This window comes from Streptomyces sp. NPDC096193, from assembly GCF_040302905.1.
In the GTDB taxonomy this organism is placed as follows: domain Bacteria; phylum Actinomycetota; class Actinomycetes; order Streptomycetales; family Streptomycetaceae; genus Streptomyces.
Genome location: NZ_JBEOSJ010000003.1, coordinates 299,262 through 321,940, shown reverse-complemented (window position 1 = coordinate 321,940; position 22,679 = coordinate 299,262). Strand labels below are relative to the sequence as shown.

Below are 22,679 nucleotides of genomic sequence, written 5' to 3'. Positions count from 1 at the left end.
TCGGTCGCCCGATCTGACGTCGCCGGATCAGTCGTCCAGGTCATCGGCCCACCCCCGCAAGGTCGTTGTCGTCGATTCCGAGCAGCATCCGCAACACGGGCAGCACGGCGTCCGCGCGCTCCTCGTCCAGTCCGGCACCGAAGCCGGGCATCCCCGCCTGTGGTCGCGCCGGACCGCCCGGTGCCGCGGCAGGTCCCCGCCGGACCAGCTCGCCGAGTGTGCGGCGCACCCCCGGCTCGTACGCGGAGAACGTACGGCGCAGCAGCGGCAGAACGTCCGTGAACGCGTCGGCCGGGACGCTCGTCAGCCAGGCGTCGACCAGGCCGAGCAGGCGCTCGTCATGGACGAGGAGCATGCCGCCCCCCGACGCACCTCCGACGAACCCCTCGATCCAGGCGGCGGCTTCCGCGGGCGGAGTACCGAGCGAGAGGGCGAGGCTCATCAGCCGCGCGGCCTCGTCCTCCCCGAGCCGCCCGTCGTCCAGCAGCAGCCGGGCGGCCCGGCCGCGTATCACCCCCGGTACGGTGTCGCGCCCGGCGAGCCGGTGCAGCACCGACCCCCATCGGCTGCTCAGTTCGGCTGCCCTCGGCAGCAGACCGATCGCGGTGTGGACCGCGTCCAAGTGGCCGCGCATCTCGGCCGCGCCGTCCGCGTCGAGGTTCGTGCACGCGGGCGGCAGGCCGACGCAGATCCGCTCGGCGAGCCCGGTGGCGACCTCGCCGAGTGCGGCGGTGTCGGTGGACCGTACGTCGCCGTAGCGCAGTGAGCGGGCAAGGGCGGGCAGAGCCTGAGCCAGGTGACCGACGTCGGCGTCGAGTGCGGCGCGGTCGGCGAGCGCCTTCATCACGACGGAGAGCGCCTCGGGCAGTTCGGCCAGCAGGCACTGCTCGGCGAGCATGGTCACCTCGGCGAGGGCGGTCGCCGACACCGCCGTGCTCTCCGCCTTCGCCGTGGCGGCCGAGAGCACGGTGGTGCCCCACACGCCGGCCTCGGCGACCTTGACGAACAGCTCGGGCTCCCAGCGCAGCCGCCAGCTCTCCCGGAAGGTGCCCGTGCTGCCCCGTCCCGTCACCGGCTCGCCCCAGCCGACGGACAACAGGCACAGCCGGTGCAGCAGCCGGCTCTTGGCCGCGTCGTTGTCCTTGCGCAGATCCAGCTCCACCTCCCGCTCCAGCGCCTCCGGCTTGAGCCGCAGACTGCGCTGGAGCCGGGTGAGGTCCCGCTGCAGGGGCACGGCGGGAGCGGCGTCCGGCACCTCGCCGAGCACGTCCCCGACGACGAGCCGGTCCCGGATCAGGTCGAGCGGCACGTCCGAGCCGTCGCACATCACGGCGCGGATCGCGTCGGTCGTCTCGGTCAGTCCCGCGAGAGGGCGGCCGCGCATGGCCGCAAGGGTCTCCGCCAGCCGGACGGCTTCGATGACATGCGCGGACGACACCATCCGGTCCTTGTCGCGCAGCAGCCGCGCGACCTTGGTCATCCAGCGCTCCACGGGACGGTCGGTCGCCTGGAACAGATGCCCGTACCAGCCGGGCGAGTCGATGCCCGCGCCGTACCCGCTGTGGCGCGCCAGCCGGCGATGGGTCCACGGCACCCATGTCATCTCCGTCTTGACCTTGGGGAGTCCCTTGAGCAGCGCCCTGTCGGCGGTGAGGGTGGTTTTCTCCGCGAGCGCCGGGACGTGCCAGGCGCCGCAGACGACGGCGACCTCGTCTCCGAACTCCTTGCGCGCCGTCCGCAGTTGGATCCGCATATGGGCCTCGCGGGCCAGGTCGCGGTCGTGCCCGCCGTGTCCGTACATGCCGCGGAGCGCGGCCATGGCCTCACCGAGGGCGGCGAACGGCGCACGCGGATCGCCGTCCGCACCATCGGTGCCGCGGTGCTCGATGACGTCCTCCCACCACCGCTCGGGGTCGTCGTACCCGGCGGTCTCGGCGAGGACGGCGATGGGGTCGATGCGCAGGCCGGCGTCGGACGGCGCGCCGTCCGGGCCCGCTCCCGGCTGTCCCGGCTCTCCCGGCTCTCCCGGCTCTCCCGGGACGGCATCCCACTCGGGGTCCCCGCTCCCGGCCGCCGCCGCCTGTGGAGACGACCGGTCCGACAACGGCCGGTCCGCCGACGGCTCGTGCGGCGACGGTTCCCGCTGCGACAGCTCTGTCGACGCCGCGCCGTCCGGCACCGCGTCCCACCCCGGATCCGTCGAACCCGCCGCGGGCCGGTCGGGATCGGCGCCTTCCAGCCGGCCCGGCTGCTCGGGACGCGCCCGGCCCGCCGCCTCCTCCGCCGCCGCGAGGGCGAGCGAATGCGCGGCCGGGAGATCGATGAAGCGGACCGGGACGTCCCTACCGAGCGCCCAGCGCAGCGCGACCCACTCCGGGGAGAACTCGGCCAGCGGCCAGAACGCCGCCCGCCCCGGGTCGTCCACGGCATGGGCCAGCAGGGCGACCGGCGGCCGCATCTGCTCGTCCGCAGCGAGCGCGAGCAGGGCATCACCCTCCGGCGGGCCCTCGATCAGCACCACCCGGGGCGAGGCCGCGTCCAGCGCCGCCCGCACCGCACGCGCCGAGCCCGGTCCGTGGTGGCGGACGCCGAGCAGCAGCGGGCCCGTCATGCGCTCACCTCGCGGCAGGCACGGTAGAAGTCCTTCCAGCCGTCCCGCTCGCGCACCACGGTCTCCAGGTACTCCTGCCAGATGACCCGGTCGGCCGCCGGGTCGCGGACGACGGCGCCGAGGATGCCGGCCGCCATGTCGCCCGGCCGCAGCACGCCGTCCCCGAAGTGCGCGGCGAGCGCGAGGCCTCCGGTGACGACGGAGATCGCCTCGGCCGTGGACAGCGTGCCCGACGGCGACTTGAGCTTGGTGCGACCGTCGGCGGAGACGCCTTCGCGCAGCTCCCGGAAGACGGTGACGACACGGCGGATCTCCTCCAGGCCCTCCGGCACGGCCGGCAGGTCGAGCGAGCGGCCCAGTTGGTCGACGCGCCGGGACACGATGTCGACCTCCGCGTCCGGGGTCGCGGGCAGGGGCAGCACCACGGTGTTGAACCGGCGGCGCAGCGCGCTGGAGAGGTCATTGACCCCGCGGTCGCGGTCGTTGGCCGTGGCGATGAGGTTGAAGCCGCGGACCGCCTGGACCTCCTGCCCCAACTCGGGGACGGGCAGGGTCTTCTCGGACAGGATCGTGATCAGCGTGTCCTGGACGTCCGCGGGGATACGGGTGAGTTCCTCGACCCGGGCCGTCATGCCCTCGGACATCGCACGCATGACGGGGCTGGGCACCAGGGCGTCGCGGCTGGGGCCGTGGGCGAGCAGCTGCGCGTAGTTCCATCCGTAGCGGATGGCCTCCTCCGGCGTGCCCGCCGTGCCCTGCACGAGCAGGGTGGAGTCGCCGCTGACCGCGGCCGCGAGGTGCTCGGAGACCCAGGTCTTGGCGGTGCCGGGCACTCCGAGCAGCAGCAGGGCGCGGTCGGTGGCGAGCGTGGTGACGGCGACCTCGACGATCCGGCGCGGTCCCACGTACTTCGGTGTGATCACCGTGCCGTCGGGCAGTGTGCCGCCCAGCAGATAGGTGGCGACCGCCCAGGGCGACAGCCGCCAGTTGACCGGACGCGGCCGGTCGTCCGCCGCGGCGAGCGCCGTCAGTTCGTCCGCGAAGGCGTCCTCCGCATGCGGCCGCAGAACCTCGGCGCCCGTGGCATTTCCGGTTTCGGACACGGTCATGCTTCCCCCTCCAGATCGTTCGATCCGATGTGGTTCCCACCGTGCACCATGCCACTGACAATCGACCGTCCTCGCAGGTCGGACGCGTTTGTCAGTGGCCGCCCGTAACGTCGTCACCATGAATCAGCAGGGGGTGCGCTGGACGTCGGAACAGGTGCTGGCACTGGCTCCTGACGACGCATCACGCAAAGCGGGAAACAGGCTCGGCATGGCCGGGCCGTGGTCCGAGGCAGGCACGAGCGGCACGGGAGCGGTGTGGGGGCTGTGCAAGGGCAGTGGCGGCAGGCCGTATCAGACGGTCGTGGACACCACGGGGCCCGCGTACAGGTGCAGTTGTCCGAGCCGGAAGTTCCCCTGCAAGCACGCGCTGGGGCTGCTGCTGCTCTGGGCGGGGGACGAGAAGGCCGTGCAGGCCGGCAGTGCGCCGGACTGGGCCGAGGAGTGGCTGGAGGGGCGGCGCAAGCGCGCCGTGGAGAAGGAGGGGAGCGACGGAGCGGCGGGGGCGCCCGCCAGGAGTGCCGACCCGGAGGCGGCCAAGCGGCGGGCGGAGCGCAGGGCCGGCCGGATCACGGCTGGTGCGACGGAGCTGGAGCAACGGCTCGGAGATCTGCTGCGCGGTGGACTGGCGGCGGCCGAGCAGTCGGGGTACGGCCTGTGGGAGGAGACCGCGGCCCGCATGGTCGACGCCCAGGCGCCGGGACTGGCGGGCCGGGTGCGGGAGTTGGGTGCGATTCCGGGATCGGGGCCCGGCTGGCCGGTGCGGCTGCTGGAGGAGTGCGCGCTCATCCATCTGCTGGACTCGGCGTGGCTGGGGATCGAGAGGCTGCCGCAGCCGCTTGCGGCGGTGGTGCGTACACGCGTCGGCCTCACCTCGCCGGCGGAGGGACCAGCGGTGCGCGACGCGTGGTCGGTCCTCGCCCGGTACGACACGTCCGACGGCAGGATCACCACACGCCGTACGTGGATGCACGGGCGGTCGTCCGGGCGTACGGCGATGGTCCTGTCCTTCGGCGCCGCCGGCCGTTCCCCACAACTGGCGCTGCCGGTGGGCATGATGATCGACGCGGAGCTGACTCCCTATGCGGGCGCGGGGCAGCTGCGGGCGGACCTGGGCGAACAGTTCGGCACACCGGTCCCGGTCGTGTCACCGCCGCCGGGCGGGCCGGTGGCCGTGGCGCTCGATTCCTACGGGCGAGCTCTGCTGGACGATCCGTGGCTGGACGCCTGGCCGGTGACCCTGACCGAGGTGATACCCGTCCCGGCCGGCGACGGATGGCAACTGACCGACGCCGACGGTGAGTCGGCGCTGCCCCTGTCGCCCGGCACGCTGCGCCGGCCGGGGCTGTGGAAGCTCGTCGCGCTGTCCGGCGGCGGCCCGGTCACCGTGTTCGGGGAGTGCGGTCACGAGGGCTTCACCCCCCTCGCCGCCTGGTCCGACGACACGGCCGAGACGGTTCCCCTCGTCTGAACTGTGAAGGTACGGAGGACGCCATGACCAGCATCACCGACGACGCCCTGTGGGAAGAGCTCGTCACCTCGGCGCTGCTCGGCACCGACCGCCGCACACCACCGGAAGCGGTGACGGCCACGGGGAAGGAAGCGCCCGCGGCACTGCTGGACGCCGCGGCGATCCACACCGTGCGGCGCAGGGCGGGTCTCGTACCGGCTCCGGCTGCCGCCCGTCCGGAGCCCGCTCCGGAGGACACCCGCCGGCGCCTGCCGGCTCCGGCCCGGCGCCGGCTGGCGCAGCTGCTGGCCGACCGTTCCGCTCCTTCCTCGGGAGGCCGCAGAGGCACGGCCCCGGACCTGACCGAGCTGCTGCCGCAATGGCTGGTCGCGGCCAACGAACAGGGGTACCGGGTACCGCCGCCGCTGCTGCCCGCGCTGCTGGACGCGGCCCGCGCCCGCACCGACCTGCGGCCGCAGGCACTCGCCTTCGCCGGGACGCGCGGGCTGTGGCTGGCCCGGTTCAATCCGGAGTGGAAGTTCGCGCTGCGCGGCTCGTCGGGCGGCGGCGCCCTGCTGCCGGACCTCACCGACGAGGAAGCGGTGCAACGGCTGTGGGAGGAGGGCCTGTTCGCCGAGCGGGTCGCGCTGCTGGCGGCCGTGCGGGCGCATGACGCGGACCGGGCGAGGACTCTGCTGGCCGGCACTTGGCCGACCGAGCGGGCCGAGGACCGGCTGATGTTCCTCGACTCCCTGCGTACCGGACTGACGGATGCGGACGAGCCGTTCCTGGAGCAGGCGCTGACCGACCGCAGCCGCAATGTCCGGGCGACGGCTGCCGAGCTCCTCTCCGCGCTGCCGCACTCCGCGCTGGCCGGGCGGATGGCCGCCCGGGCGGTGTCGTGCGTGGGCCCGGACCGCAGCGGGGACGGCGGCAGCGCGTCGATAGCCGTGGAGGCGCCGCACGAGTGCGATGCGGACATGCAGCGCGACGGAGTGGTGCCCACCCCGCCGACGGGGCGGGGTGAGCGCTCGTGGTGGCTGGGGCAGCTGGTGGAGGCGGCGCCCCTGACCGTCTGGCACGAGCGGCTGGGCGGGCGTACGGCACAGGAGATCGTGGCACTGCCCGTCGCGGACGGCTGGGGCGAGGAGCTCCACGCGGCCTGGTGCCGGGCGGCGGTCCGCCAGCGGGACGCGGACTGGTCCCGCGCCCTGCTCGGCCCCCCGGGCACCCCGCCGCAGACGGGCCCCGGCACGTCGTCCCTGGCCGAGCGGTCGAAACTGCTCGCGACGCTGCCGCAGGAGGAGCGGGCGGCCTGGGTCGCGCAGTTCATAGCGGCGCACGGGCTGTCGGAGGCGTTCCAATTGCTCGGCGTCTGCGATGTCCCCTGGTCGGAGCCCTTGGGCCGCGCGGTGGTGGACGCCCTCGACATCGCCCGCGACGCCGGCAGCTACCCGTGGAGCTTCAGCGGCGTGATGGGGCTGGCGGAGCGCTGTCTGGATCCCGCGGAGGCCGGCCGCCTCGACCTGCTGACGGCGACCCCGGACGAGGTGGAGGGGGCGTCACCGGGGGCGGGGGGCTACTGGTCGGAGGCGTTCCAGCGCCTGGTCTCGACGCTGAGGCTGCGGGAGGCGATGCGGCAGGAGCTGATGCCGTCGGCATAGCGGGGCCCTGTCACGAGGCAGCCCCCTCACGGACCAGGACCGCGGGGGCCGGCCCGGCCCGCACCCGACCACGAACGCGGGGTTACGACCGGCCCGCGCCAAAACCGCGGCGTCGGCCCCGCCCGCAGCCGACGAAGACCACGGGATCGGCTCAGCCCGCACTGCCAGGACACGGGACCGGCCCAGCCCGCCACCGCCAGGACCAGGGATCGGCCCAGTCCCCCATCGCCACGGCCACGGGAACGGGCCGCCCGGCGCGACGACCGGCGGCAGGGACCGCGACCTGTCACAGACCGTGACGCACTCGGACGCATCTCGTCCCAGCCGTCGCCCGCAGCAACCAACCCGATGGGAGCGCCCCCCGATCGGCCTTCCCACGGCACCTCGGTCGTACGGCCCACGGCACCTCGGTCGTACGGCCCACGACGCCCCGGCCGTGCGCCCTGCGGCACCCCACCAGGCCGGCCGTGAGGCACCGCCGCTGGGCCGTTCGGGTCATGCTCCAGCGGGCTCGCGGACGTTCGCGTTGACCCAGTCGACGATCGACGTCGTCGTCGCTCCCGGCGTGAAGATCTCCGCCACACCGAGCTCCTTCAGCGGTGCGATGTCCGCCTCCGGGATGATGCCGCCGCCGAAGACCTTGATGTCCTCCGCCTCGCGCTCCTTGAGGAGCTCGATCACCTTGGCGAACAGGGTGTTGTGGGCGCCCGAGAGGATCGACAGACCGATCGCGTCCGCGTCCTCCTGGATCGCCGTGTCCACGATCTGCTCGGGCGTCTGGTGGAGCCCGGTGTAGATGACCTCCATGCCCGCGTCGCGCAGCGCACGCGCGATCACCTTGGCCCCACGGTCATGGCCGTCGAGCCCCGGCTTGGCCACCACTACGCGGATCGGACCGGTCACACCCATCACTGCCTCCACACCTGACTCCGTCGTCAGTGAACGAACGTTATCCCCAGCATCCCGCACCCGACCGTTTCGCGGAGGTCAGCGAGGGGGAAATCACACATGGGACAAGTTCGCTAAGCGTCGTACCCGTACCGGGCGGCACACAAGCCGCCTACGGGGACGACCACAAGGGAGCCGCTTCAGGGTCGTACCTCCCCAGCCGTCAGCCGCGCGGCACCGGGGTACGGCACCTTTGCCTTTGGCCCGCCGCCGTCCCCGGTGTCGATACCGGCATCCGGCGCCGGGCCAAAGGCACAAGGTCGTACCTGCGGAGGCCCCCATGAGGGCACACGGGGACGATGTCGTCTCCGCGGTGCCGTACGGAGGTCGGCCCATGACGGCGGTGCCCTTCATTTCCCTGAGTCTGCGCCCCGTGCGCCACCTGCGAAGCCTCTGCAACCTGAGAGTTCCTGTCACCTTTCTCCAGGCCTCCGCCCTCGAGCTGGCGATCCTCGCCGGGCACGTGCTGCTCTACCCCTATGGACTGTTCGCCGAGCGCCCGGGCCCCGGCCTGTCGCAGGACCGCGCCGCCGAGCCGGGCGACGACCTCCGCGCAGCACAGGACGAGGGCGCCTGCAACCCGCGCCCTCTCGATGCCGAGCCGGCAGCCGGGCCCGAGTGCGGGCCCGTGCCCGCCGCCACCCCGCTGCCGACCGGCGCGGGACCCGTCCCTCCGCCCGCCGTCCTGCTGCACGGCTTCGTCGACAACCGCTCCGTCTTCGTCCTGCTCCGCCGCTCGCTGGCCCGCCACGGCTGGCGTCATCTGGAGTGCCTCAACTACTCCCCGCTGACCTGCGACATCCGCACCGCCGCCGAGTTGCTCGGCCGGCACATCGAGGAGATCTGCGTCCGTACCGGCCGCAGCGAGGTCGACATCGTCGGGCACAGCCTCGGCGGCCTCATCGCCCGCTATTACGTGCAGTGTCTCGGCGGCGACCAGCGGGTCCGAACCCTCGTCACGCTCGGCACCCCGCATTCCGGCACGACCGTCGCCCCGCTCGCCAGCGCCCACCCGATCGTGCGGCAGATGCGACCCGGCTCGGCCCTGATCGAGGAGCTGCGCGGGCCCGCGCCGGGCTGCCGTACGCGCTTCGTGAGCTTCTGGAGCGACCTGGACCAGCTGATGGTCCCCGTCGAGACGGCCTGTGTGGACCATCCGGACCTCATCGCCCAGAACGTGCAAGTCAGCGGAATCGGCCATCTCGCCCTGCCGGTCCACCCTGCCGTCGCCGCCGGCATCCGGCAGGCGCTCGAGACGAGCACGTCGTCGGCGGACGCGTCCGGAGCGGTTTCGGTTGCCTGAGTCGCGGCCTCGGCGGTTACGGATTGTCGAACGTTTTTCGAACGTAGGGCCAAAGCTCTGCCCACAGTCCGCCGAAACACGGCCGAATGCCCGTTTCCTGATTGCCTAAAACCTGCGGAAGATTGTCGCCGTTGCATACCGCCGGGTACAGTCGCCGCCACTGCGTTCGCTCCGGGACCTGACTGCACCACGGCCCCTGAACACAGGTCCTGCTGCCGAGGCGAGAGAGAAGTTGGTGAACGACCAGCACGCCCACGCCGGGTACGTCGGATATGACGGGTACCCCTCCGGCAGCTTTGAAACCGACCCGCTCTTCGGTGCGCTTCCGGGGCACGAGGCCGGACACAGCGGTCAGTACGACTCGTCCCAGTGGGACACCGGGTCGCACCAGGCAGGCATTGCCGGTTACGACGTGTACGGCGCGCAGCACCAGGCGGGCCAGGCCCAGCAGTTCACCGAGGCCACCGGCCAGTACACCGCCAACGGCCCGTATGCCACCGCCGCTCAGTACGACCCGAGCGGCCAGTACGACACCACCGCGCAGTACGACGCCGGGGTGCAGGCCGGTGTCGCCTACGACCCGAGCGGCCAGTACGACACCACCGCGCAGCACGACGCCTCCGCGTGGAACCAGGGTGCGCAGACCGGCCAGTTCGAGACGGCCGCGGCCACTTTCTCGTACGACGCCACCGGCCAGTGGGCGGCGCCGGGTTACGAGACCGGCACCTATGACGCCACCGCCTGGAACACGGGCGCGGCAGCCGTCGTGCCGCAACAGTTCACGCCTGAGCAGGAGTTCGGCACCGAGCTGCTGCCGGAGTTCTCCGGTGAGTACGCCCCGAACCACACGCAGGAGTACGCGGAGCAGTACGAGCCCGAGCCCACGCCCGGCTACGACTCCGCCGTCGAGAACGGCCAGTACGAGTCGGAGGCGGAGTACGAGCCGGAAGGGGAGTACGCGTCGGAGGCCGGGTACGCGTCCGAGTACGACACCGCGTACGGGTCCGGGTTCGACACCGACCACGAGGCCGAGCAGCACACCGACGACAGCACGGCCACGGACGCCGAGTCCGTCGAGGAGCCGGAGCTCGAGCCCGCGCTCATCGGTGCCGCCCCCGTCACGCCGCGCCCCGTCCGCCGGTCCGGCGGCAGCCGCGGCCGTCGCCGCACTCCGGCGAAGCGCTCCGCGCTCCTCACCGTCGCCGTTCCGTCCGCCTGTGTGATGGGCGTCGCGGGCATCGCCGCCGCTTCGGTCAGCGGCCTCAGCGGCGGTGAGACCAAGGAGGGCAGCACCCAGAACCTGGCTGCCGCCGACCCGGCGTCGGTCCAGCCGGCCGCCGCGAACAACAAGATGGACACACAGCTCGCCGCGCTCAGCGCCGACGCCCGCGACTTCGGCGACCGCGCCTCCCGCACCCAGGAGCGCATCGACCTCAAGGCGCGCCAGGAGGCGGACCGCAAGAAGCGCCTGGAGGAGGCCAAGCGTCTCGAGGCGCTGCGCCCCAAGTTCGTGCTTCCCGTCAAGCAGAACGGCCTCAGCGCCTACTACGGCCAGGCCGGCGTCAACTGGATGTCCCTGCACTCGGGCATCGACTTCCCGGTGTCGTACGGCACCGAGGTGATGGCCGCGACCGACGGCACCGTCCGTACGCAGTACAACAGCGCCTACGGCAACATGGCCATCGTGACCGCGGCGGACGGCACCGAGACCTGGTACTGCCACTTGAGCACCACCAAGATCCGGTCCGGTTCGGTCAAGGCCGGTGACGTGATCGCGTACTCCGGCAACTCCGGCAACTCCACCGGCCCACACCTCCACTTCGAGGTCAGGCCCGGCGGCGGCGCGGCGATCGACCCGCTGCCGTGGCTGCGCGGCCACGGCCTCGACCCCGCGTAGCCCGACACCGGCGTAGCCCAACCCCCCGTATAGCAGCCGGACACGGTCACACCGCACGTCTTCCCGCAGCCACGCGGTCCGGCCGGCCGCTCGTCGCAGCCGGCCGGCACCTCTGCCCGTCGCTAGAGCTTCTGCACCGGTGCGTACCTCAGCAGCAGCCGCTTCGGCTTGGCGTCCCCGAAGTCGATCGTCGCCTGTGCGTCGGCGCCCAACCCCTTCACCTCGGTGACGGTCCCCAGGCCGAACTGGTCGTGGGTCACGCGGTCGCCGACGGCCAGCGAGATCACCGGCTTGTCGGTCGTCCGCCTGGTGGCGAACCCCGACGCTCCGCCGCCCGAGCGGGAACGCGACGACGACAGCGACGACGCGATACCGGCGGTCGGTCCGGCCGGCGCGGCCATCGGGCCGGTGCGCTTCCACTCCAGGTGCTGTCCCGGGATCTCCTCCAGGAAACGCGACGGCGGATTGTACGAGGGCTGCCCCCAGGCGCTGCGCATGGAGGAACGCGTCAGATAGAGGCGCTCGCGGGCGCGCGTGATGCCGACGTACGCCAGCCGGCGCTCCTCCTCCAGCTCCTTGGCCTGGCCGAGCGCGCGCATGTGCGGGAAGACGCCGTCCTCCATGCCGGTCAGGAACACCACCGGGAATTCGAGGCCCTTGGCGGTGTGCAGCGTCATCAGGGTGATGACTCCCGATCCGTCCTCGTCCTCGTCGGGGATCTGGTCGGAGTCGGCGACGAGCGCGACCTTCTCCAGGAACTCGGCGAGGGTGCCCGCGCCCTCCTGCTCGGCCCGCTCCTGCTCGAACTCCAGCGCCACCGCCGCCAGTTCCTGGAGGTTCTCGATCCGTGTCTCGTCCTGCGGGTCGGTCGACGCCTGCAGTTCGGCGAGATAGCCGGTCCGCTCCAGGACGGCTTCGAGGACGGTGGCCGGTCCGGCGCCCGACTCGACGACCGTACGCAGCTCCTCCATCAGCACGTTGAACCGCTTGACGGCGTTCGCCGAGCGGGCCGCCATGCCGTACGCCTCGTCCACCCGTCGCAGCGCCTGCGGGAAGGTGATCTTCTCGCGCAGGGCGAGCGCGTCGATCATCGCCTCGGCGCGGTCGCCGATGCCGCGCTTGGGGACGTTGAGGATGCGGCGCAGCGGGACGTTGTCCTCGGGGTTGGCGAGGACGCGCAGGTAGGCCAGGACGTCCCGGACCTCCTTGCGCTCGTAGAAGCGGACTCCGCCGACGACCTTGTAGGGCAGTCCGACCCGGATGAAGATCTCTTCGAAGACCCGGGACTGTGCGTTCGTCCGGTAGAAGACCGCGACGTCACCGGCCTTCGCGTCGCCCGCGTCCGTGAGCCGGTCGATCTCGTCGGCGACGAACTGGGCCTCGTCGTGCTCGGTGTCGGCGACATAACCGGTGATCCGGGCGCCCGCGCCGGCGTTCGTCCACAGGTTCTTGGGACGGCGGCTCTCGTTGCGCTCGATGACGGCGTTGGCGGCGGAGAGGATCGTCTGGGTCGAGCGGTAGTTCTGCTCCAGCAGGATCGTCTTCGCGTCCGGGTAGTCCTCCTCGAACTGGAGGATGTTGCGGATGGTCGCGCCGCGGAAGGCGTAGATCGACTGGTCGGCGTCGCCGACGACGCACAGCTCGGCGGGGGGCAGGTCCTCCTGCCCGGTGCCCACCAGCTCGCGTACGAGCGTGTACTGAGCGTGGTTGGTGTCCTGGTACTCGTCCACCAGCACATGGCGGAAGCGCCGCTGGTAGTGCTCGGCGACGTCCGGGAACGCCTGGAGCAGGTGGACGGTGGTCATGATGATGTCGTCGAAGTCCAGGGCGTTGGCCTCGCGCAGCCGCGCCTGGTACATCCGGTACGCCTCGGCCAGCGTCCTGTCGAAGCCTCCGCCGGAGCCCTCGGCCTCGCTGCCTCCGCCGACCTGGTCGGCGTAGCTCTCCTCGTCGATCAGCTCGTTCTTGAGGTTCGAGATCTTGGCGCTGAAGGCCTTCGGCGGGAACTTCTTGGGGTCGAGATCCAGATCACGGCAGACGAGCGCCATCAGTCGCTTGGAGTCGGCCGCGTCATAGATCGAGAACGACGAGGTGAAGCCGAGCTTCTTGGACTCCCGGCGCAGGATGCGGACGCAGGCGCTGTGGAAGGTCATGACCCACATCGCGTTGGCGCGCGGGCCGACCAGCTGCTCGACGCGCTCCTTCATCTCGCCGGCGGCCTTGTTGGTGAAGGTGATGGCCAGTATCTGGCCGGGGTGGACGCTGCGCGTCCCCAGCAGATGAGCGATCCGGTGCGTGAGCACCCGGGTCTTGCCGGAACCGGCGCCGGCCACGATGAGCAGCGGCGATCCGGTGTGCACCACGGCGGCGCGCTGCTGTTCGTTCAGTCCGTCCAGCAGGGCCGCGGGGTCCACGATCGTGCGCGGGGCGCCGTTGCCGTGGTGGGCGTCCCGGGCCGGGGGCACGTCGAACGCACCCTGGAAGAGATCGTCCGGGATCTCCTCTCCGGGCCCGTCTCCGGGCTCCTCGGGGTGCGGCGGGGGCTCCTCCGAGGTGTGCTGGAGGTTCGCCAGGAAACTGTCGTCAAAGAGGCTGCTCATCGCTCTACGAGTCTAGGCCGCGGCACTGACAGCTCGCGGCCGCATTGCCATACGGCCGCCGCGACCCCGCCCGGGCGTCACGGCGGTGCGTCCCCGAGCGCCGGGACGACGCGGCGCGTTCGAAGCCGTACGTCCGCTCCCGTACCACCGATGCACCCGATCACGCGCGACTCCGGCCACACTCTGCACCTTTTCGAACGCATTGCGTCACTCGGCGAGCATGCCGACCGCCCGATCGATAAGGTCACGAAAATGTATCGGGCATATCGAACATCAACCTTCACAGGAGCCACACGAGTTGGTTAGCGTGCTCGATCAGGCAGCCCGTCCCCCGCGGCGATCCACGCCAAACGGGCAGTCAGCGCCGAATTCGAGCTTTTCCCAAAGAAGTTCGGAACCGGGGACCCACCATGCACAACCGGGGTGAATCGGACCCGCACCAGCACGGTCCGTAGGGCGATCTTCCGTTCCGCCCGAACCCGACAGCTAACCCGGTAGGCGGTCAACGGAAGAAGGAGATGTCGGCCTTGGCGTCGCATCGCAGAACGCGAAGTCGAACCGTGAAGACCTCCCCCGCCGTCGGTTTCACGACGGCAGCCCTCGCATCCGTCACGCTGCTGTCGACGCAGAGCGCCAACGCGGCGCCGAGCGACCCGAAGCCGTCGGTCGAAGAGGTGCAGAAGAAGGTCGATGACCTGTACCGGCAGGCCGGCACCGAGACGCAGAAGTACAACCAGGTGAAAGAGGCGACGGAGGAGAAGCGGCGGCAGGTCGGCAAGCTCCTCGACGAGAACGCGCGGCGCACGGAGAAGCTGAACGAGTCCCGGCAGGTCCTCGGCACCTACGCGGCCGCGCAGTACCGCACGGGCGCGGTCACCCCGACCGCCGCGCTGCTCTTCGCGGACAGCCCCCAGCAGTACTTCGACCAGACCCAGCTGATGGACCGCATGACGGACCGTCAGCGGGATGTGATCGCCGACTACGAGACCCAGCGGGCCGCCGCCGCCAAGCAGCGAGCCGCGGCGACCGAGAGCCTGGAGTCCCTCACCCGGTCGCAGCGGGCGCTGCGCACCAGCAAGCAGGACGTGCAGGGGAAGCTCGCCGAGGCGCGCGAACTGCTGTCGAGGCTGACCGCCGAGGAGAAGGCGCGGCTGGCCGCGATCGAGCGCAAGAAGGCGGAGGAGGCCCGCCGCAAGGCGGAGCAGAAGGCCGAGCAGGAGGCGAAGGCCGAGGCGGAGCGGCAGCGCCGGGAGAAGGAGCGTGAGCAGAACCAGGGCGGCGGTACGGGCACGGCGCCCGGGACCGGCACGGGTTCCGGCTCCGGCTCCGGATCCGGTTCCGGTTCCGGTTCTTCCGACGGCACCTCCACCGCCAAGGCCGCCAAGGTCCTCGGCTTCGCGCGCGCCCAGATCGGCAAGCCGTACGTCTGGGGCGCGGCCGGTCCCAGCTCGTACGACTGCTCGGGGCTGACGCAGGCCGCCTGGAAGACGGCGGGGGTGAGCCTGCCGCGCACGACCTGGGACCAGGTGAAGACGGGCAAGCGGGTCGAGACGAAGGATCTGCTCCCGGGGGACCTGGTCTTCTTCTACGACGACATCAGCCACGTGGGCATCTACATCGGTGACGGCAAGATGATCCACGCCCCGAAGCCGGGGTCGAATGTCCGCGAGGAGTCGATCTTCTCCATGCCGATCCACGGCAGTGTTCGCCCGGCCTGAGCCGGCCGCACACCGGACGCCCGGGCCCGAGGGTGCCCGGGCGTTCTCATGCCCCCAGCGCCCGGAGCCCGGGCGCTCTCATGTCCGGTGCGGCGCGCTCACGTCCACAGCGTGGCGATGAAGATGTTCGCGACCGTCAGCCCGCCCACCGCGGCGAACAGCGGCTTCTCCACCGACTCCTCGTCCCGCTTGACGTAGACCAGACCCAGGATCACCACCAGCACCGCCAGCTTGATGCCGATCTTGAGGTTGTTCACCGTCTGGTCGTCCGCCTGGTTGAGGCCCACCAGCGCCACACCCGTGACGAGCATCGTCAGCGCGCCGTGCAGCATCGCCGGGCTGAAGCGCGCCGTCCCCTCGGCCATCGCCTTCATCTGCGTGAGGAAGCCGCCCAGCAGGGACGCGATGCCGATGATGTGCAGGGCGACGAAGACATTGATGAGTACGTCCATGCGGCGGAGCCTAACTCCCGCCATATCACCCCCTTCAGGCCGGGTGAGTCTCATTCGGCACATCGGTCACAGCGGCGCGGAGAAAGGACGCGACCGGGCGGGACCGGCTTGCAGAAAGCGCAGCGGGATGGCCACCTTCGGGCACATTCGGTCCTTGCCTCTCCCCGCCGTGACCCCCAGGTTTAGCGTCCTGCCTCAGATGGCCGACTCCCCACCGCCGCCGCAGCCCGGGCGGCAGTCGGCCGTCACGCCGAGAGATCCGGCGGCGGACCGCTCCCCTGTGCGGGCCGCCGCCGGACCCCGACCCGCAGGGATGACGGAAGGACGTACACGCACCCGTGGCCGCGCACCGGAAACCCAAGCAGCATCTCCTCTCCGGGCCCGCCGCCCGTACCGCCGCCACCATCGCGCTCGCAGGAGCGGCGTCCGCGACCGCCTTCGAGGGGGTCGGGCACGCGGAACCCGCCCTCACACCGGCCCAGGCCAAGGACAAGGCGGACAAGCTGTACCAGGAGGCGGAGGTGGCCACGGAGAAGTACAACGGGGCCAAGGAGCGGACCGCGGCATTGCGTACATCGGTCGAGCGGCTGCGCGACGAGGCCGCCCGCAGGACCGACCGCCTCAACTCCTCGCGCAACGCGCTCGGTTCGATCGCCACCGCCCAGTACCGCGCCGGGACCATCGACCCCGCCCTGCAACTCGCGCTCACCTCCGACCCCGACGAGTACCTGGAGCGGGCCGCGCTCGTCGAACGCACGGGTGAGCGGCAGGCCGCCGCGATCGCCGGCGTGCACCAGCAGCTGGTGGAGATTGCCCGGCTGCGGGCACAGGCCGGCGAGCGGATGGAGAGCCTGAAGGACCGGCAGGCGGAACTGGCCCGCCACAAGGCGACCGTGCAGGGCAAACTCTCCGCCGCCGAGCGGATGCTGGACCGGCTCACGGCCGAACAGCGCGCCTCGTACGACGCGGGGTCCGGGCACGGGGAATCCGCGTCCACCGCGCGCGCCGACCGCTCCACGGCCCCTCGCGGCGCCCTGCGGGCCCCCGACTCCCGCGCCGCGCAGGCCGTCGCCTACGCCTACGGGGCGCTCGGCAAGCCGTACGTCTGGGGAGCGACCGGCCCGTCCGCCTTCGACTGCTCCGGCCTCACCCAGGCGGCTTGGCGCTCGGCCGGCATCTCGCTCCCCCGGACCACGTACACGCAGATCAACGCGGGCCGGCGGGTGTCACGGTCCGAACTGGCCCCGGGTGACCTGGTGTTCTTCTACTCGGGCATCAGCCATGTGGGCCTCTACATCGGCGGCGGCCAGATGATCCACGCACCGCGTCCGGGCGCTCCGGTCCGGGTGGCGTCGATCGACGACATGCCGTTCGCGGGGGCGACGCGCCCGTCGTGAGGGCCGGGACCATCGGCGGGCGTGGTCGAAGTGCCTCACCCACGAGCGCCCGTGACAGGGGCAGGCCGCGAGCGCCCGTCCCAGGGCTCACACCCACCAGCGCCGGTCCTCACTCCAGCATCCCCCCGCCGGCTCCCGACGGCTCGTCCACCTCTGCCCCCTCTGCCTCCGGGCGGTCCTGTCGCCCGGCGCCCCCGCCGAGGCCGCCCTGCCCCGGCGTCCCGTCCTCCAGGCCCATCTCCCGCGTCAGCCACCGGAACGCGTACGGCAGTTCAGCTCCCCACACCCGTGTGATGTGACCGCCCACCGTCGCCCGGACCTCGACCCTCGTCGGGGGCTTCGCCGCGTCGCGGAGTGCGAGGCCCGGGAGGTAGCCGTCCGCGCCCTCTCCCGTGGCCAGCAGGGAGACGCGGGGAGGCGTCTTCGCCGCCATGAGGATGTTCAGGACATCGTTCTCGCGCCGCAGCCTCGGGTCCGCGCCGGTGATGGACGTCTTCTCCGCCGCCGGGTCGTTGTAGCCGGACAGGCTCACCGCGGCGGAGTAGCGGTCGGGGTGGGCGAGGGCCAGTTTGGCCGCTCCGTGGCCGCCGGCGGAGTAGCCGGCTATCGCCCAGCTCGTGGGTGCCAGGGAGGCCCGGAAGTTGTCGGCGACCATCTTGCGCACGTCCACGGTCAGCCAGCTGTCGGCGTTGACCGTGCCCGTGACGTTCGCGTATCCGGTGTCCTTGTCGCCGAGCAGCATCGTGCGCGGCGAGACGAGGATGAAGGGTGCGACCACGCCCGACTCGATCAGCGGCTGGATCCGGGACTGCACCTTCATGGCGCGGAACCAGCTCTTCGAGGAGCCGGGGAAGCCGGCGAGCAGTTCGACGACGGGGAACTGCTTGTCGCGGTACGCGGGGTCGTCGTACTGCGGCGGCAGCCAGACGTACACCTCGCCCTCCACGCCGGAGACCGTGCCCTTGAGGTAGGTGCGGCGCAGGCCGTCGCCGAGGCCCGGCTCATCGACCTTCTCGAAGGTCTGGCGCACCTTCGGCAGCGCGGCGATCTGCCGGCCCCCGGTCCCGCTGGGCCCCAGGTCGACCGCGTTGTTCACATGGTTGGACGTGCCGAGCAGGTCGTCCCAGCTGCCGTAGAGGCCGTTGGAGTTGTTCACCGACACGAAGACCATGAGAACGGCCGTGGCCTGCGCGAAGACCACCATGAACAGCCGGCACGCGCCCCGCACGACCGCGGGTCCGCGCAGCCGGCTCCACAGCAGCAGCGGCAGCAGCACGGCGATCACGACCAGGACGATCGTGATCACGAAGAAGGTGTTCCCCGTCAGATTCATCACGCACAGCAAGAGGTGAACTCGGCACCGGCGGTTGCCCGGCTATGTACCGATTACCTCACAACGGCTGTCAGACGAGTCGTCGCGCCGTCGCCCACCGGGTCAGTTCGTGACGGTTCGACAGCTGGAGTTTGCGCAGGACGGCGGAGACATGGGACTCGACCGTCTTCACCGAGATGAACAGCTGCTTGGCGATCTCCTTGTACGCGTAACCCCGCGCGATCAGCCGCAGCACCTCGCGCTCGCGCTGGGTGAGGCGGTCGAGGTCCTCGTCGACCGGCGGTGCGTCGGTCGAGGCGAAGGCGTCGAGCACGAAGCCGGCCAGCCGCGGTGAGAAGACCGCGTCGCCGTCCTGCACCCGGAAGATCGAGTTCACCAGGTCCGTGCCGGTGATGGTCTTGGTGACGTAGCCGCGGGCGCCGCCGCGGATCACGCCGATCACGTCCTCGGCGGCGTCCGAGACGGACAGCGCCAGGAACCGTACGGGACGGTCCGCGGCCGACATCAGCGAGGCGCAGCGCCGCAGCACCTCGACCCCGCCGCCGCCCGGGAGGTGGACGTCCAGCAGGACGACCTCGGGCCGGGTCGCGGTGATCACGGTGACGGCCTGGTCCACGTCGGCGGCCTCGCCGACCACTTCCACGCCCGTGGTCTCGGTCTGCCCGATCTCCGCCTGCACACCGGTGCGGAACATCCGGTGGTCGTCGACGAGCACCACCCGTGCCCGCCGCTCGGCGCTCTCTCCCGCAGCCTCGGTCATCCGTCCGCCCTCTCCATCATGAGCTCCACTTCCGTCCCCTCGCCGGGTGCCGAGGTGAGCCGCGCCGTGCCGCCGTGGCGTTGCATACGGCCGATGATCGATTCTCTGACGCCCATACGGTCGCGCGGTACGGAATCCAGATCGAAGCCCGGCCCCCTGTCCCTGACGGAGACGAACACCGTACGGCCCTCGACCTCCGCGAAGACCTGGACCGCCCCGCCCTCGCCACCGTACTTGGCCGCGTTCACCATTGCCTCGCGTGCGGCCTGCATCTGTGCGCTCAGTTTCTCGTCGAGAGGGCAGTCGCCGACGACGACGACCTCCAGCGGGACACCGTGCTTGTCCTCGACCTCGGCGGCGGCCTTCTTCACCGCCTCCGCGAGCGTGTCCGGCTCCTCGTCCTCCTCCTTGCCGGTGCCCTCGGGCTTGTAGAGCCAGTTCCGCAACTCCCGCTCCTGCGCGCGGGCGAGACGGCGGACCTCGCCGCCGTCGTCTGCGTTGCGCTGGATCAGGGTGAGCGTGTGCAGGACGGAGTCGTGGACGTGCGCGGCCACCTCGGCGCGCTCCTGCGCCCGGATGCGCATCGTCCGCTCCTCCGAGAGGTCCTGTGTCATCCGCACCAGCCAGGGCCCGGCGAGCAGGGCGACTCCGGCGATGACCGCGATGGCGGCGGTCAGGACGTTGCCGAGCTGGGCGGCCGAGCCTCGGACCACCATGAAGACGGTCAGGCCCATGCCGACCAGGGCCACGCCGGCCAGCGCCCGGCCCACCTGGAGCAGCCTGCGGCGGCGGCCCGCGGCCTGGGTCCAGCGGGCCCGGCGGGCGTTGTCCGCCTGCCGCCACACCAGCACCACACCCGCGCCGATCAGCAGTGTCGGCCAGATGTAGCGGTTGGCGCTGCCGCCCATGTCGATGTTCTGGGCGAAGATCGCGGCACCGATGAGGAGCGCGGCCATCGCGAACAGCTGCCCCTTGTCGGGCTTGCGCAGTTTGCGTCTGCCGTCGTGGGTGGTCTCGAAGACGGAGCGCGGCTCGGCCGCCCTGCCGCCGACACCGAGCGGCACGACGATCCAGAAGACCGCGTACAGCAGCACTCCGAGACCGTTGGAGAGGAACAGGGCGAGGAAGACCAGCCGGACCCAGACGACCGGCAGACCCAGGTGTCCCGCGAGGCCCCGGGCCACGCCGCCCAGCATCCGCCCGTCGGCGCTGCGGTACAGCTTGCGCACCGGCACCTCCTCCGGCGCTATGGCGCGCGAGGGTCCGGCTGCTCGGGGCGTGGCGACTGGCATGACCCGATCGTCACACGCGGGGGCACACGGCGGTATCAGGGTCGTCCCTTAATCCGACCCTGAGTGCGGGAGCGGATATCAGGGGACGGCCAGGGTCGGCCCGGGTGCCGTTCGCGCCGGGCGCCCGTCACCATGGACGCATGACTTCGCCGACCACGCCGCAGTCGACTCGGGAAGGGGCGCCCGAGGCGCACCCCGACGCGCCGCTGCGCCGCACACCCCGCCAGAAGGTGCTGGCGGGCGTCTGCGGCGGTCTCGGCCGTTACTTCGACCTCGATCCGGTGATCTTCCGGATCGTGATCGGTGTGCTGTCGGTGACCGGCGGTGTCGGCCTGATCTTCTACGGCTTCGCCTGGCTGCTGATCCCGCAGGAGGACGACGACGAGACCGAGGGGCGGCGGCTGCTGTCGGGCCGGGTCGAGGGCGCGTCCCTGACGGCGGTGTTCCTGGCCCTGATCGGCTGCGGGCTGTTCCTCACGATGCTGAACAACGGCGGCACGATCGCTTTCGCCGTGCTCCTGTCCGTCGCGGCCGCCGGCGCGGCCGTGTGGTCGCAGCGCCGCCGCAGCGTCCTCCCCGAGGGGGCGCCGCTGGATCCGGCGACGGCGCACGCGGTCGCCGAGGCGCCGCCGGAGACGAAGGCGCCGCCCGCCCCGGAAAGTCCGTCCTGGTGGCGCGACCCGATCGTCAAGGACGGCACGACGGGGCCGGTGCCGTCCGGCTATCTGTGGGGCCCGGAGTCGGCGCTCGGGGAAGCGGTCCAGACGCGGCGGGACCGCCCCGTCCGGGCGCGTGCGCGCGGTCCGCGCGGCATCGGCGGCACGGTGTTCCTACTCGCCCTGGCCGCCGGTGGTGCGGGCACGGCACTGAGCTGGCAGGCCCATCCGCTGGGCACGAGCCTGCAGATCGGTCTGGTGTGCGCGCTCGCGGTGTTCGGCCTCGGTCTGCTGGTCAGTTCGGTGCTGGGCCGTACCGGCTTCGGCACCGTGCTGATGACGGGGATCACGGCGGTGCTGCTGGCGGGCGCCGCCGCGCTCCCGAAGGACATCAGCACCGAGTGGGCGCGGACGGACTGGAAGCCCGCCTCGGTCGCGGCCGTCGAGCCGCGGTACGAACTCGGCTCGGGCATCGGCACCCTCGACCTCTCCTCGGCCGCCGTCCCCGCGGGCGAGACCCTCTCGACACGGGTGGAGATCGGGGCCGGGGGCGTGAAGGTCGTCGTCCCGAGGAACGCCCCGGTGAAGCTGCGGGCCGAGGTCGGACTGGGCGACATCAGGCTGCCCGGTGACGCGAAGAACGACATCGACGTCCAGCCCGGTCAGCAGCGGCAGCGGACGCTGTCGCCACCCGCCGGGGTCGAGCCGTCGGGCACGATCGAGCTGCGCCTCGAAGTGGGCGTCGGACAGGTGGAGGTGACCCGTGCCGCGTCGTGACATCCGGCATGCGTTCAGGCCGGGCAAGGTGGTCGCGGGTCTGGCGGTGCTGGCCGCGGCCCTGCTGTACGGGGGCGATGCGGCCGGCACCTGGCAGATCCCGTGGTTCGTGGTCTTCCCGGTGGTCTTCGGCGGTCTGTTCCTGTCCGGGGCGGTGGGTCTGGTGGACTACAGCGTGCGCCGCCGTCGCGAGGCGATGGCGGCGTCGACGGACAGGACCGACGCCCCGGCGAGCACCAGCGGCAGCCAGGCCATCAGGTAGGCGAGGTCGTTGCCGTAGTAGTACGGCTCGGTCTGCCAGCTGACGGTCAGCCACAGGCTCAGCGAGATGAGCGCGCCGCCGAGCGCGGCGAGCCGGGCGAGCAGTCCGACGAGGGTGGCGGTGCCGACGGCGAGCTCTCCGAAGGCGATCGCGTAACCGAAGTTCTCGGGACTCTTGAGGGCGAGGTCGACGAGCCCGGGGACGGCGGAACTGTCCCGCACACTGCGCATCAGGTCCCCGATCGAGCCGGTGCCGCCGGCCGCGATGAACTGGCTGTCGGTGAGCTTGTCGATCCCCGCGTAGATGAAGGTCACGCCGAGGAAGATCCGCAGGGGCAGCAGGGCGTACCGGCTCGCCCGCTCCCTCCAGCCGCCGTGGTGTCCGCCGTCGATCGTGCCGTAGCCGGATGTCGTCCGATACGTGTGTGTCATCCCTGGTCCCGCCTTCGGTTGA

At 71.7% G+C, this 22,679-nt stretch carries 17 protein-coding genes and 1 riboswitch; of the genes, 8 read left to right on the top strand and 9 right to left on the bottom strand.

Annotation, left to right across the window (positions count from 1 at the left end):
• Positions 1-40 precede the first annotated feature (40 nt).
• Positions 41-2,611 carry a DUF5682 family protein gene (locus tag ABTX78_RS06910; protein WP_352205738.1) on the bottom strand — a complete coding sequence of 857 codons (2,571 nt, stop codon included), beginning with the start codon at positions 2,609-2,611 and terminating at the stop codon, positions 41-43.
• On the bottom strand, positions 2,608-3,720 hold the full coding sequence (locus ABTX78_RS06905) for an ATP-binding protein (RefSeq protein ID WP_352205737.1): 1,113 nt from the start codon (positions 3,718-3,720) through the stop codon (positions 2,608-2,610). Before ABTX78_RS06905 ends, ABTX78_RS06910 begins: the two co-directional genes overlap by 4 nt.
• 118 nt (positions 3,721-3,838) lie before the next feature.
• On the opposite strand from ABTX78_RS06905, the gene ABTX78_RS06900 reads away from it, so the two are divergent.
• Both ABTX78_RS06900 and ABTX78_RS06895 read left to right on the top strand, forming a co-directional pair.
• Positions 3,839-5,188 (top strand): SWIM zinc finger family protein, encoded by a 1,350-nt coding sequence (locus ABTX78_RS06900; protein ID WP_352205736.1) that lies wholly within the window; start codon positions 3,839-3,841, stop codon positions 5,186-5,188.
• 23 nt (positions 5,189-5,211) lie between these two features.
• Positions 5,212-6,831 (top strand): DUF5691 domain-containing protein, encoded by a 1,620-nt coding sequence (locus ABTX78_RS06895; RefSeq protein ID WP_352205735.1) that lies wholly within the window; start codon positions 5,212-5,214, stop codon positions 6,829-6,831.
• Between the two features lie 495 nt (positions 6,832-7,326).
• Here the strand turns inward: ABTX78_RS06895 and icmB are convergent, their stop codons facing one another.
• Positions 7,327-7,740, bottom strand: a complete 414-nt coding sequence (gene icmB, locus ABTX78_RS06890) for a coenzyme B12-dependent isobutyryl CoA mutase small subunit (RefSeq protein WP_313944600.1) — start codon at positions 7,738-7,740, stop codon at positions 7,327-7,329.
• Between the two features lie 373 nt (positions 7,741-8,113).
• On the opposite strand from icmB, the gene ABTX78_RS06885 reads away from it, so the two are divergent.
• Positions 8,114-9,082, top strand: a complete 969-nt coding sequence (locus ABTX78_RS06885) for an esterase/lipase family protein (protein ID WP_352205886.1) — start codon at positions 8,114-8,116, stop codon at positions 9,080-9,082.
• Between the two features lie 235 nt (positions 9,083-9,317).
• A complete protein-coding gene (locus ABTX78_RS06880) occupies positions 9,318-10,979 on the top strand; it encodes a M23 family metallopeptidase (protein WP_352205734.1) in 1,662 nt (553 codons plus the stop codon).
• Positions 10,980-11,101: 122 nt separating this feature from the next.
• Here ABTX78_RS06880 and pcrA read toward each other — a convergent pair whose 3' ends face one another.
• Positions 11,102-13,579 carry a DNA helicase PcrA gene (pcrA, locus tag ABTX78_RS06875; protein ID WP_352205733.1) on the bottom strand — a complete coding sequence of 826 codons (2,478 nt, stop codon included), beginning with the start codon at positions 13,577-13,579 and terminating at the stop codon, positions 11,102-11,104.
• Between the two features lie 352 nt (positions 13,580-13,931).
• A riboswitch (cyclic di-AMP (ydaO/yuaA leader) is annotated at positions 13,932-14,095 on the top strand.
• Positions 14,096-14,097: 2 nt separating this feature from the next.
• Between pcrA and ABTX78_RS06870 the strand changes: the two genes are divergently transcribed.
• Complete coding sequence (locus ABTX78_RS06870; RefSeq protein ID WP_352205732.1) at positions 14,098-15,297, top strand: C40 family peptidase; 1,200 nt, start codon at positions 14,098-14,100, stop codon at positions 15,295-15,297.
• Between the two features lie 98 nt (positions 15,298-15,395).
• Here the strand turns inward: ABTX78_RS06870 and ABTX78_RS06865 are convergent, their stop codons facing one another.
• Positions 15,396-15,749: a hypothetical protein gene (locus tag ABTX78_RS06865; RefSeq protein ID WP_340474853.1), complete on the bottom strand. Its 354-nt coding sequence runs from the start codon at positions 15,747-15,749 to the stop codon at positions 15,396-15,398.
• A 338-nt stretch (positions 15,750-16,087) separates the two neighbouring features.
• On the opposite strand from ABTX78_RS06865, the gene ABTX78_RS06860 reads away from it, so the two are divergent.
• Positions 16,088-17,146: a C40 family peptidase gene (locus ABTX78_RS06860; protein WP_352205731.1), complete on the top strand. Its 1,059-nt coding sequence runs from the start codon at positions 16,088-16,090 to the stop codon at positions 17,144-17,146.
• 109 nt (positions 17,147-17,255) lie between these two features.
• Here ABTX78_RS06860 and ABTX78_RS06855 read toward each other — a convergent pair whose 3' ends face one another.
• The 3 genes from ABTX78_RS06855 to ABTX78_RS06845 all read right to left on the bottom strand — a co-directional run bounded on the left by ABTX78_RS06855 (position 17,256) and on the right by ABTX78_RS06845 (position 20,531).
• Positions 17,256-18,479 carry an alpha/beta hydrolase gene (locus ABTX78_RS06855; protein ID WP_352205730.1) on the bottom strand — a complete coding sequence of 408 codons (1,224 nt, stop codon included), beginning with the start codon at positions 18,477-18,479 and terminating at the stop codon, positions 17,256-17,258.
• A 70-nt stretch (positions 18,480-18,549) separates the two neighbouring features.
• Positions 18,550-19,239, bottom strand: coding sequence for a LuxR C-terminal-related transcriptional regulator (locus tag ABTX78_RS06850; protein WP_352205729.1), 690 nt, complete (start codon positions 19,237-19,239; stop codon positions 18,550-18,552).
• Positions 19,236-20,531 carry a PspC domain-containing protein gene (locus ABTX78_RS06845; protein ID WP_352205728.1) on the bottom strand — a complete coding sequence of 432 codons (1,296 nt, stop codon included), beginning with the start codon at positions 20,529-20,531 and terminating at the stop codon, positions 19,236-19,238. Before ABTX78_RS06845 ends, ABTX78_RS06850 begins: the two co-directional genes overlap by 4 nt.
• A gap of 140 nt (positions 20,532-20,671) precedes the next feature.
• Here ABTX78_RS06845 and ABTX78_RS06840 point away from each other — a divergent pair, with 140 nt between their 5' ends.
• Positions 20,672-21,964 carry a PspC domain-containing protein gene (locus tag ABTX78_RS06840; protein ID WP_352205727.1) on the top strand — a complete coding sequence of 431 codons (1,293 nt, stop codon included), beginning with the start codon at positions 20,672-20,674 and terminating at the stop codon, positions 21,962-21,964.
• The gene (locus tag ABTX78_RS06835) at positions 21,951-22,226 is read left to right on the top strand and encodes a hypothetical protein (RefSeq protein WP_352205726.1); all 276 of its coding nucleotides are present in this window, start codon (positions 21,951-21,953) and stop codon (positions 22,224-22,226) included. Before ABTX78_RS06840 ends, ABTX78_RS06835 begins: the two co-directional genes overlap by 14 nt.
• Here ABTX78_RS06835 and ABTX78_RS06830 read toward each other — a convergent pair.
• Entirely contained in the window at positions 22,133-22,657 is a 525-nt protein-coding gene (locus ABTX78_RS06830; protein ID WP_352205725.1) for a DoxX family protein, read from the bottom strand. The two genes, ABTX78_RS06835 and ABTX78_RS06830, sit on opposite strands and share 94 nt — an antisense overlap.
• Positions 22,658-22,679: the final 22 nt, after the last annotated feature.

Bases quoted from the DNA above. Each gene is read 5' to 3' on its own strand.
- ABTX78_RS06910 (WP_352205738.1), bottom strand. From the start codon at position 2,611: ATGACGGGCCCGCTGCTGCTCGGCGTCCGCCACCACGGACCGGGCTCG.
- ABTX78_RS06905 (WP_352205737.1), bottom strand. From the start codon at position 3,720: ATGACCGTGTCCGAAACCGGAAATGCCACGGGCGCCGAGGTTCTGCGG.
- ABTX78_RS06900 (WP_352205736.1), top strand. From the start codon at position 3,839: ATGAATCAGCAGGGGGTGCGCTGGACGTCGGAACAGGTGCTGGCACTG.
- ABTX78_RS06895 (WP_352205735.1), top strand. From the start codon at position 5,212: ATGACCAGCATCACCGACGACGCCCTGTGGGAAGAGCTCGTCACCTCG.
- icmB (WP_313944600.1), bottom strand. From the start codon at position 7,740: ATGGGTGTGACCGGTCCGATCCGCGTAGTGGTGGCCAAGCCGGGGCTC.
- ABTX78_RS06885 (WP_352205886.1), top strand. From the start codon at position 8,114: ATGACGGCGGTGCCCTTCATTTCCCTGAGTCTGCGCCCCGTGCGCCAC.
- pcrA (WP_352205733.1), bottom strand. From the start codon at position 13,579: ATGAGCAGCCTCTTTGACGACAGTTTCCTGGCGAACCTCCAGCACACC.
- ABTX78_RS06870 (WP_352205732.1), top strand. From the start codon at position 14,098: ATGTCGGCCTTGGCGTCGCATCGCAGAACGCGAAGTCGAACCGTGAAG.
- ABTX78_RS06865 (WP_340474853.1), bottom strand. From the start codon at position 15,749: ATGGACGTACTCATCAATGTCTTCGTCGCCCTGCACATCATCGGCATC.
- ABTX78_RS06855 (WP_352205730.1), bottom strand. From the start codon at position 18,479: ATGAATCTGACGGGGAACACCTTCTTCGTGATCACGATCGTCCTGGTC.
- ABTX78_RS06850 (WP_352205729.1), bottom strand. From the start codon at position 19,239: ATGACCGAGGCTGCGGGAGAGAGCGCCGAGCGGCGGGCACGGGTGGTG.
- ABTX78_RS06845 (WP_352205728.1), bottom strand. From the start codon at position 20,531: ATGCCAGTCGCCACGCCCCGAGCAGCCGGACCCTCGCGCGCCATAGCG.
- ABTX78_RS06840 (WP_352205727.1), top strand. From the start codon at position 20,672: ATGACTTCGCCGACCACGCCGCAGTCGACTCGGGAAGGGGCGCCCGAG.
- ABTX78_RS06830 (WP_352205725.1), bottom strand. From the start codon at position 22,657: ATGACACACACGTATCGGACGACATCCGGCTACGGCACGATCGACGGC.